This is a genomic window from Streptomyces sp. XM83C (assembly GCF_023072675.1).
GTDB lineage: Bacteria > Actinomycetota > Actinomycetes > Streptomycetales > Streptomycetaceae > Streptomyces > Streptomyces thermocoprophilus.
This window is the reverse complement of the sequence record NZ_JALLGL010000031.1, coordinates 24,045-34,695: the sequence shown is the minus strand read 5'-3', so window position 1 is coordinate 34,695 and position 10,651 is coordinate 24,045. Positions and strand designations below refer to the sequence as shown.

The following is a 10,651-nucleotide window of genomic DNA, read 5'->3' as shown; positions in this document are numbered from 1 at the left end:
GGGTGGGTGGGGACGGCGGAGGGGCGGGGGGCCGGGACGAGGGCGAGGAGACGGTCGAGTTCCTTGCGGACCTCCGGTTCGACGGTGCCGGTCGTGAAGACCTTCACCTCGTCGTCCAGGACGACCTCGCCCGTCCTCTGAAGGGTGGCCCTGACGGACAGCAGGCCTTCCTTGCTGTAGGTGAACTCCAGGTCGAAGACGCCGTCCTCGGCCTTGCAGCGCTGCGGGTAGGCCAGTTCCAGCTCGGTCAGTTTGACGTTGTCGGGGTGGTCGAGGTCGCGGTCGGGGTCGCCTTCCCAGACCTCGACGGTCAGTTGGGCGACGTGGTCCCGGGTGGGTTCGTACGACTTGACGCGCTGCTGCGGCAGATGCTGGTTGCGGTCGATGATGGCGCTGAACCTGCGCTTGCCGTCGCGGTCCTTGGTGACGGTGCCGAGGGCGTGGGTGTTGACGACCCGGATGATGCTCTCCAGTTCGCCGTCGAGTGCGGCGGCGCAGATCGCGGCCCCTTCGGCGACCGCGGTCATGGGGTCGCACAGCGCGGTGTCCACCAGTTCGCAGTCCAGCGCCTCCGCGACCGCCGCGCGCACGGCGGGGATCTGGCTGCTGCCGCCGATCATCAGTACGGCGGTGAGGTCCCGCGGGTCGAGCCGGGCCTGTTCCAGGCATTCCTCGACCGGGTCGAGGGCGCGGTTGATGAGGTCCTGGATGGCCTCGGAGAACTCGTCCTGGCCGATCTCGACGGTGACGTCGTCGGGGGTGCGGATCCGCACGGACTCCTGCTGGGAGAGGAGGATCTTCGCCCGTTCGATGTCGAGGGCGAAGGCCCGCCTCTCGGAGTCGCTCCAGCGTCCGCGCTGGGGTGCCCGGTCCAGGACCATGCGGCGCAGCCTGGCATCGATCTCCAGGCCGCCGAGGCGGTTGACGCCCCGGCTGGCCTTCTCGTCGAAGAAGCCGTTCTCGTGCAGGAGCAGTGTGGCGTCCATGGTGCCGCCGCCCCAGTCGAAGACGAGGAACTCGCCGTCGACCTCCATCTCGTGCGCGTACGCGATGGCGGCGGCGGTCGGTTCGTTGAGCAGGGTGCGGACGGTGATGCCGGCGGCGCGGGCGGCCTCACGCGTGCGGAAGCGGGCCGCGCCGGTCGCGTTGGCGGGCACGGTGATGACGGCCTCGCGGATCTCTGTGGCCGCTTCCTGCTCCGCTGCCGCGGCGATGGCGTGGAAGACGCCGGCGGCGGCGGTCGTCGCCGCGAAGCGTTCTCCGCCGAGGGTGACGATGGGCTCCTCGCGGAGCATGCGCTTGCACGCCTCCACGGCCTGTTCGGAGCGGAGTTTGGCCTCCCAGCCGAAGAGGGTGCCGGGCCGCAGGGAGCTGGTGCCGACGACGGACGGGTAGAGGCGCTCGAATCCGCGCCGTCCCCAGTTGGCGTCGAGTCCGTGTCCGCCGATCTCCAGGGTCTCGACGTACTCGCCGTTCCACTGGGCGGCCACCGAGTTGGTGGTGCCGAAGTCGATTCCCGCTGCTGTCATGCGCTCTCCCCGCCCTTCACACCCTCGGGAGCGGCGACGCGCCGCAGTTGGCCCGCGAGTATGACCTTTCCTGTCAGTTCGTCCACATAGGCCGGACTCAGCAACTCGAAGGCGTCTCCCTCGCCTTCGGTCACCACGAACCGGTCGCTCTCCTCAGGTTCCGTGACCCGTGACAGCCTGAGTTCCCGCAGGTGTCCGGTGAGCACGTTCTCGGCGATGTCACGGCTCGCCCCGGTCCGCGTCCACAGCAGCGCGTCGATCTCGGCCAGGTGTCCGGCGAACTCGGCGCGGGTGCGGAACTCGTCGAGTACGGCGCGGCGGACCGCGGAGGTCAGCGCGCCGGGGGCGGGGGTGCCGTCGGCGCCGGCCTCCTCCAGGGCCTGCGGCACGCGGGCGGCGACGCCCTTGATCAGGGTCATGGCGTCGATCGGCTCGGGGCCGGACGATGCGCGCCCCTGCGGCGCCGGTGCCGGTGCCGGGGCAGAGGCAGCGGCAGCGGCAGCGGCAGCGGCAGCGGCAGCGGCAGCGGCCATCGGCTCGCGGCCCGGCACCGAGCGGTCCTCCGCCGCGCCGGCCGCCGAGGCACCGGCAGCGTCGGCTGCCTCGGGCCCGGACAGCTCGCGCGACGCACCCCGCGCGTCGGTGTTCTTCCGTTCCCGGCGGCGCAGTGTGCCGGTGGGGCGGTGCGGTGCGTCCGTGCCTTGTATGCGGCCACAGGTGGGGCACGGCCGGTGCGCCCGCCGGGACTTGTGGATCTTCTGCTTGTTGCGAGCCATCAGGGTTGCCCTTGCTCGGTTCGGGGGTCGGACGGGTGGTCGGGGCGTGAGAGCGGCCGTCAGGCCGGTGGTCACCGCGCGGTGCTGTGCCGGTCCACGCGGGGCGCTGTGGTGCGGAAGTCGTCGAGGAGTTCCACGGCGGCCCGCACCCGGATGGCCTCGAGTTCGGCGCCGCCGAGGTCCGGGGTGCGGCGCGGCAGTGGTTCCTGCGGGGGCACGAGATGCTGCGGCGCCTCGGTGGGCATGACGTACCGGGAGGGGTCGAGCGGGAGCCGGTAGAAGACGTCCCAGCCGGCGTCGCCGCGCAGCGCGGTGCGGATGCGGCCCTCGGACTCGTTGAGCCGTGACTGTGCCGCGGGGTCGCCGACGGTCTCGCGGAAGATCTCCCGGCAGCGTTCCTCCCAGCGGGCCGAGCCGTGGTCGAGGCCGATGGCGAGGAAGGGGTTGGTGAACGGGCCGCGGTCGTTCCGCCGGGTCGCCCGCCAGACGCGAAGGATGCGCAGGTTGCGTTCCGCGGCCTCGCCGCCCAGCTCGGCCGCCTTGACGGCGTACTCCTCGGCGGAGTCGAGCAGCTTGTCCCGCTGGGAGGGTGTGGTGAGCTGCTGGCTCTGCTCGACGGCGGTGTACGCGGCGATGGCGCAGCCCTCCTGGACCAGTTCCTCGGGGACGCGGCGTTCGCGGTCGCTGGTGCGGACGAGGGAGCGGGCCTGCCGGGCGGCGGCTTCCAGGTCGCCGGCCTTGACGAGGTCGTAGGCGCGGTTGAGGGCGACGAGGGCGTAGAAGGGGCTGCGTCCGGCGTCCACGTAGTCGGCGGGCTGCCACAGGGCGTACAGCAGTTGCCACAGGCCCCGGTCCTCGGTGATGGCGAGCGGCCACTGGCCGGTGAGGGCGCCGGATCTGATGTCGCGCAGTTCGATCTGCTGCGGTCGGGGCAGCGCGGCGTCAAGGGCGTCGACGGCCGTCAGGTCGCCGTCGACGACGACGTCGTAGAGGAGGTCCCAGACGTCGTCCGGTTCCTGCCTGACCAGTGCCTCGCTCTGGAGGAAGGCGCGGCGGCGGAGGTACGCGGTCCAGTGCAGGCGTTCCGCTTCCTCGGGCCTGATCGTGCCGGGGGTGAGGCGGGCGCGGAGGTAGAGGTTCTCCTGCGGGTTGTCGCGGCGGGTCCAGGGTTCGTCCTCCGGCATCAGTCCGCCGTGGTCGATGAGGTCGTCGAGGACGGGCAGCGGGGCCAGGGAGAGGAGTTCGTCGAGGTGGCGGTTGGGGACGGGTATCGCGCCGCGGGTGGCGGCGGTGGCGAAGAGCGAGTAGGCGGGGCCGCCGGTGACGGTGTGGGCGCGCTTGTCGAGAAGCTCCACGCCGGGCGCGGGCGAGCAGAGCAGCCTGCACCGTTCGCTGCCGGCCTCGTTGAGCCAGCGGACTCCGCCGGCCCACAGGGCGCGCAGGTGCCGGAGGACGGACTCGGGCGTTAGGGCGGTGAGGGCGGTGCGGACGGCGGGGAGCAGGGTCTCGCGGGGCGGGTCCCCGGCGAGGGCCTGCTGGAGGACGGCCCGCTGGTCGTCGGGGACTCCGGGTGCGGCGACGGTCTCCGTGAGCAGGGCCAGTACGGCGTCGACGGCCTCGGTGCCGTCGACCCCGACCCATCGCCATTTGCGCCGGCCGAAGCCGCTCATGGTGCCGGAGCCGTGCCCCTGGCGTTCACGGGCGCGGGCGAGGCGTTCACGCTCGGCGGCTTTCGCCGCGCGGCGTGCGGCAACGGGGTCCGTCATGTCGTACACGCGGTCAAGTTAACAGCGAGGGGTGACATCGGGTACGGCGGTGTACGTATTGTGATCCGTTCCGGGCCGTGTCCGCCCAGGTGCGGAGGCGGGTTTGTGCGATCTCCCTCCGAGCAGCAGCGCGTTGACAGCGTCAACGTATAGATGTGATGCTCATCAACAGCCAAGGTGTACGCTCCGTACGGAGTGTGCTCGCCTTGTGTGCGACGGGTGAAGCGGGAGGGGTCGATGGTGCGGGAGACGGTCGGCGGTCGGTTCCGGATCGTGGGGGTGCTGGGCCGCGGCAACATGGGCGAGGTGCACCGCGCCGAGGATCTGGAGGCCGAGGCCGGCTCGCCGCACCGGCAGGTCGCGGTGAAGACCGTGCTGCGGGCCCGTACCGGTGTCGCCGTCGGCGGCTCCGGGTCGGACAAGGAGATCGACCGGTTCCGCCGGGAAGTGCGGATCATGCGGATGCTGTCGCAGGGGCACCCCAATCTGACGCTGCTGGTGGACGGCGGGGTGGACGAGGCGCCGGGCGGGAGCGGGCTGCCGTATCTGGCGATGGAGCTGCTGGACGGCGATCCGCTCGCGGATCTCATCGACGAGGAGCCGCAGTTGCCCGTGTCGTGGGTGGCGGCGATCGGCGCGCAGATCGCGTCGGGGCTGACCGCCGCGCACACGGCGGGGGTGGTGCACCGTGATCTGAAGCCGGCGAATGTGATGCTGACCCGCGACGGCACGGTGAAGATCCTCGACTTCGGTATGGGTTCCGTGGTCGACGATCCCGACCAGACCCGCCTGACCAGCACCGGCGTGAGTGTGGGCACGGCCCGGTACATGGCGCCGGAGCAGTTCCGCGCCGAGCGGGTGTCGGCCGCCGCGGACCTGTACGCGCTGGGCTGCATCCTGTACGAGCTGCTGATCGGCCGGCCGCCGTTCTCGGCGCGCACCCCGTTCGAGCTGTCGCAGCAGCACCTGTACGACACCCCGCCGCAGGTCACCCTGGTCCGCCCCGATCTGCCGGCGGAGCTGGTGCGGCTGGTGGAGCGGCTGCTGGAGAAGGACGCCGAGAACCGGCCGGAGAACGCGGCGATGGTCCGGGAGGCGCTGATCCCGCTCGCCCTCGCCCCGGACGCCACGGCGTCGCTGCTCGGCCCGCACTGGCAGGCGATGGACCCGGTGGCGCGGCTGAGAGCCCTGCTGCCCGAGCCGGCCGCGCCCGCTCCCGCGCCGGTGCCGCGCCGGGAGCCTCGGCTGCCGGAGGCGATGGACGTGTTCGGTATCCACGCCGATCTCATCGACGAGTACGCGAACTTCACGAAGAGCGCGACCGTCTTCCGTGACGCCCGCATCGAGTCGTTCGTCGAGGAGGACCTGGCGAAGAAGTCGCAGTGGCCGGACCCGTGGCTGTCGCTGAACCCGTTCTTCGCGGACGGCGGACAGGTCACCGACCTGGTCCGTGACGGGCTGCTGCACCCCAGGTGCGCGGAGATCTTCCAGGCGGGGAAGAGGGAGTCCTCGCCGCGCCCGGACGGCCGGCCGCTCACCTTCCATCTGCATCAGCGGCAGGCGATCGAGGCGGCGCGGGCCGGTGACTCCTACGTGCTGACCACCGGCACGGGCTCCGGCAAGTCGCTGTCGTACATCGTGCCGATCGTGGACCGGGTGCTGAGGGAGCGTGAGGCGGCGGGCCGGAACGCGGGCGGCCGGGTGCGCGCGATCGTGGTGTACCCGATGAACGCGCTGGCGAACTCGCAGCTCGGCGAGTTGGAGAAGTATCTGCGGCACGGCTTCGGCAAGGGCCGCGAGCCGGTCACCTTCGCCCGCTACACCGGCCAGGAGACCCAGGAGGAGCGCGCGCAGCTCCGCAAGAACCCGCCGGACATCCTCCTCACGAACTACGTGATGCTGGAGCTGATGCTGACCCGGCCGGACGACCGCGACAGCCTGATCGGCAAGGCGGAGGGGCTGCGGTTCCTCGTCTTCGACGAGCTGCACACCTACCGCGGCCGGCAGGGCGCCGATGTGGCGTTCCTGATCCGCCGGGTGCGGGAGGCGTGCCGCGCCTCGGACACCCTCCAGTGCATCGGCACGTCCGCGACGATGTCCACGGAGGGCACCTGGGAGGACCAGCAGCGCGAGGTGGCCAGGGTGGCGACGCGGCTGTTCGGTACGACGGTGCTGCCGCACCGGGTGATCGGCGAGACCCTGGTCCGCGCGACGGAGGAGGCGCCCGAGACGGTGCCCGCCGAGCGGCTGCGGGTGCCGGCCGCCCCGCGCTCGTACGAGGCGCTGACGAAGGACCCGCTGGCGCGCTGGCTGGAGTCCCGGTTCGGGCTGGTCCGCGAGGAGGGCACGGGGCTGCTGCGCCGCCGCGTGCCGGACACCGTGGAGAACGCGGCGGCGGAGCTGCACCGGGAGTCCGGGGTGCCGGAGGAGCAGGTGCGGGAGGCGATCCGCACCACCCTGGAGGCGGGCGCGCAGGCGAAGCACCCGGTGACGGAGCGCCCGCTGTTCGCGTTCCGGCTGCACCAGTTCCTGTCGAAGGGCGACACCGTCTACACGACGCTCGAGGACCCGCTGACCCGGCCGCTGACCCGCACCTATCAGCTGGAGCAGCCGGACAGCGGCGGCAAGCCCCTGTTCCCGCTGGCGTTCTGCCGTGAGTGCGGGCAGGAGTATCTGACGGTGTGGCGCATCGAGGACGGCGGCGCCTTCCGGTACGAGCCGCGCCGGGACACCTCCGCGTCCGGGGGCCGCGACGGCGAGGGCTATCTGTATGTGGGCATGCCGGGCGAGGACTACGAGTGGCCGGCGGATCCGCAGCGGGCAGTGGACGACCGGCGGGTCCCGGAGTCCTGGCTGGAGACGGACGCGCGGGGCGTGTCGGTGGTGAGGAAGTCGTACCGGCACCGTCTGCCGAAGCGGGTGGTGGTGGATCCGTACGCCGCCGAGTCGGGCGAGGGCCTGGTGGCCGCGTTCGTGCCGGCGCCGTTCCTGTTCTGCGTGACCTGTCAGGTGTCGTACGAGCAGACGCGCGGCCGGGACTTCGCGAAGCTGGCGACGCTGGACCAGGAGGGCCGTTCGTCGGCGACGTCGCTGATCTCGACGTCGATCGTGCGGTCCCTGCGGGCGGTCCCGGAGGACAGCCTGGGCAAGGAGGCCCGCAAGCTGCTGACGTTCGTCGACAACCGGCAGGACGCGTCGCTCCAGGCCGGGCATTTCAACGACTTCGCGCAGGTGACGCAGTTGCGGGGCGCGCTGTACGAGGCGGCGCTGCGGGCCGGTGAGGAGGGGCTGCGGCACGACGATCTCGCGGAGGCGGTCACCGAGGTGATGGGGCTGACGCCCGCCGACTACGCGCTCGGCTCGAATCTGCCGCCGTCGATGGAGCGGCGGGCGGCGAAGACGTTCCGGGATGTCGTCGGCTACCGCCTGTACCGGGATCTGGAGCGCGGCTGGCGCATCACGATGCCGAATCTGGAGCAGACGGGTCTGCTGCGCATCGACTACGAGGACCTCGGCTGGCTCGCGGCCGAGCGGGACCGCTGGCAGGCCACGCACGCGGTGCTGCGGGACGCCGATCCGGGGCTGCGGGAGGACGTGTGCCGTGCCCTCCTCGACCACATGCGGCGCGCCCTGGCGATCGACGTGCAGTATTTCCGGGACGACTTCGACGCGTTGCAGCGGGCCAGCGAGGAGCGGCTGACCGGCCCGTGGGTGCTGGGCGACAGCGACCGCCCGGCCGTCGGCACCGCCTACCCGTACGCGTCGAAGCCCGGCACGGAGCGGTCGGCGCTGTTCCTGTCGGCGCGCGGCAAGTTCGGCAAGTACCTTCAGCGGAACATGCCGGAGCTGCGGGGCATGTCCCTGGAGGACGTGCAGAAGGTCATCGAGGACCTGCTGAAGGTGCTGAGGGACGCGGAGCTGGTGCGGGAGGTGGACGCCACGCCGGAGCGGTCCGGGGCGGCGTACCGGCGGCGGCCGTCGGAGAAGCGGACCGGCTTCCGGGTGTCCGCCGCCGCGCTGATCTGGCGGGCCGGCGACGGTGAGCGCGGTGTGATCGACCCGCTGACCCGCACCTACAGCAGCGGTGAGGGCCCGCGCGTGAACCCGTTCTTCCGTGACCTGTACCGCACGGCCGCCGCCGATCTGGCCGGCCTGTACGCGCACGAGCACACCGCGCAGGTCCCTCCGGAGGACCGGCTGGAGCGGGAGCAGAAGTTCCGCGAGGGCGAGCTGCCGCTGCTGTACTGCTCGCCGACGATGGAGCTGGGCGTGGACATCTCCTCGCTGAACGCGGTGCTGATGCGCAATGTGCCGCCGACTCCGGCGAACTACGCGCAGCGTTCGGGCCGGGCGGGCCGCTCAGGTCAGCCTGCGCTGGTGACGACGTACTGCGCGACCGGCAACAGCCACGACCAGTACTACTTCCGCAGGTCGCGGGACATGGTGTCGGGTCAGGTGGCGCCGCCGCGGCTGGATCTCGCCAACGAGGACCTGGTCCGCTCCCACCTTCAGGGCATCTGGCTCGCGGAGACCGGGATGAGGCTGGGCTCGGCGATCCCGGAGGTGATCGATGTCGCGTACGACCCGGAGGGCGGCGACCGGCCGGATCCGCACATGCCGCTGCCGCTGCTGCCGGAGATCCTGTCGAGGTCCCTGGACGAGGACGCCCGCCGTCGGGCCGCGGCGACCGCGCGGACGGTGCTCGCGCCGCTGATCGCGGATTTCGAGAAGACGACGTGGTGGTACGACGAGTGGATCGAGGACCGCATCGAGCGGGCGCCGGAGAAGTTCGACCGGTCTTTCGACCGGTGGCGGGATCTGTTCCGCGCGGCGGTCATCGACCAGTACGAGCAGAACAAGCGGGTCGTCGACCACACCCTCTCCCCCGGTGAGCAGAGCCGGGCGCGGTCGCGTCGCCGGGAGGCGGAGACGCAGACGAATCTGCTGCTGAACAGGTCGGTGGACAGCAAGTCGGTGATGAGCGACTTCAACCCGTACCGCTATCTCGCGTCGGAGGGTTTCCTGCCGGGTTACAGCTTCCCGAGGCTGCCGCTCGCCGCGTACATCCCGCGTTCGGGCAGCCGCCGCAACGCCGACGGGGACTATGTGCAGCGGCCCCGGTTCCTCGCGATCCGCGAGTTCGGGCCGGGCTCGCTGATCTACCACGAGGGCGCCCGCTACCAGGTGACCCGGGTGCAGTTGCCGCCGGACGCCTCGGGTGAGCTGGCGACGGCGGAGGCCCGCCGCTGCGACGGCTGCGGCTACCACCATCCGGTGAAGGCGGGCGTGGACCGCTGCACGATGTGCGGGGAGGAGCTGCGCACGAAGCGCACGGGCCTGCTGCATCTGCACACCGTGTACACCACTCCGCGTGAGCGGATCTCCTCGGACGAGGAGGAGCGCCGCCGGGCCGGTTTCCGTCTGGAGACGTCGTACGCCTTCCAGGATCACGGCGCCCGCAAGGGCCGCCTGACCTCGCATGTCTGCGACGCCGACGGCACGCCCGTCCTGGACCTGGACTATGGCGACTCGGCCACGGTCCGCATCACCAATGTGGGGCGGGTCCGCGCGAAGGAGGGCGAGCAGGACGGGTACTGGCTGGATCTGGGTGACGGCCGCTGGCTGAACGACCGGGCCGCCGCGGACGCCATCGAGGGCACGGGCATGCCGGTGGTGGACGAGGACGGCAACGAGAAGCGCCGCAAGAAGCGGGTGCTGCCGTATGTGGAGGACCGCCGCAACATTCTCGTGGTCACGCTGGAGGAGGCGCTGCCGGAGCCGGAGGCGCTGTCGTTCCTGTACGCGCTGGAGCGGGGCATCGAGGCGGCGTTCGAGCTGGAGGACTCGGAGCTGACGGCGGAGCTGCTGCCGCCGGACGAGGGTCCGCGCCGCCGGATGCTGTTCACGGAGGCCGCGGAGGGCGGCGCGGGGGTGCTGCGCCGCATCCAGCACGAGAAGGACGCCCTCGCGAAGGCGGCCCGCACGGCGCTGGAGATCTGCCACTTCCATCCGGGGACCGGCAGGGACGAGGGCGGCCCGGGCAACGGCGAGAAGTGCGCCCGCGGCTGCTACGCGTGTCTGCTGACGTACGCGAACCAGACGCATCACCGTCTGCTGAGCCGGCATGCGGCCCGGCCGCTGCTGCTGCGGCTGGCGACGGCGCTGACCCGGCGGGAGGACCGCGGCGAGTCCCGCAGCGAGCAGTTCCGCAGGCTCACCGCCACGGCCGAGCCGCAGGCCGCCCCCGTGTCGAGACCGCCGGAGACCGATCTGTCGGGCATGGTGGCGGCGGGCGATCTGGCGGGCTGGCTGAACGCGAGGGGCTACCGCCTGCCGGACGAGACGGATGTGTTCGTCGCCGAGGCGGCGGCCCGCCCGGACTTCGTGTTCCGGCTGGAGGGCGCGCATCTCGCCGTGTTCGTGGACCGGCCCGGCGACACACCTGACAGCGGACGCGACATCGAGGCGGGCTACCGTCTGGAGGACGCCGGCTGGGACGTCCTGCGGTTCCCGACGGACGCCGACTGGGACGCCATTGTCGGGGAGAACGCCGCCTACTTCCGTCTGCGCTGACCGCCCG

4 protein-coding genes are annotated in these 10,651 nt (G+C 71.9%); 1 reads left to right on the top strand and 3 read right to left on the bottom strand.

All coding sequences use genetic code 11. The features are described 5' to 3' along the window. The 3 genes from MTQ10_RS06285 to MTQ10_RS06275 all read right to left on the bottom strand — a co-directional run. The coding region (locus MTQ10_RS06285; protein ID WP_247463106.1) for an Hsp70 family protein at positions 1-1,529 on the bottom strand (1,529 nt) is incomplete at its 3' end. Next, positions 1,526-2,305: a hypothetical protein gene (locus tag MTQ10_RS06280; protein ID WP_247463104.1), complete on the bottom strand. Its 780-nt coding sequence runs from the start codon at positions 2,303-2,305 to the stop codon at positions 1,526-1,528. The genes MTQ10_RS06280 and MTQ10_RS06285, both read right to left, overlap by 4 nt. 71 nt (positions 2,306-2,376) lie before the next feature. Beyond that, positions 2,377-4,071, bottom strand: a complete 1,695-nt coding sequence (locus MTQ10_RS06275; protein WP_247463102.1) for a hypothetical protein — start codon at positions 4,069-4,071, stop codon at positions 2,377-2,379. 237 nt (positions 4,072-4,308) lie between these two features. Between MTQ10_RS06275 and MTQ10_RS06270 the strand changes: the two genes are divergently transcribed. After that, positions 4,309-10,644 (top strand): protein kinase domain-containing protein, encoded by a 6,336-nt coding sequence (locus MTQ10_RS06270; RefSeq protein WP_247463100.1) that lies wholly within the window; start codon positions 4,309-4,311, stop codon positions 10,642-10,644. Positions 10,645-10,651: the final 7 nt, after the last annotated feature.

What these genes read in the sequence shown, in the direction of transcription:
- MTQ10_RS06280 (WP_247463104.1), bottom strand. Translation starts at nt 2,305, where the DNA reads ATGGCTCGCAACAAGCAGAAGATCCACAAGTCCCGGCGGGCGCACCGG.
- MTQ10_RS06270 (WP_247463100.1), top strand. Translation starts at nt 4,309, where the DNA reads ATGGTGCGGGAGACGGTCGGCGGTCGGTTCCGGATCGTGGGGGTGCTG.
- MTQ10_RS06275 (WP_247463102.1), bottom strand. Translation starts at nt 4,071, where the DNA reads ATGACGGACCCCGTTGCCGCACGCCGCGCGGCGAAAGCCGCCGAGCGT.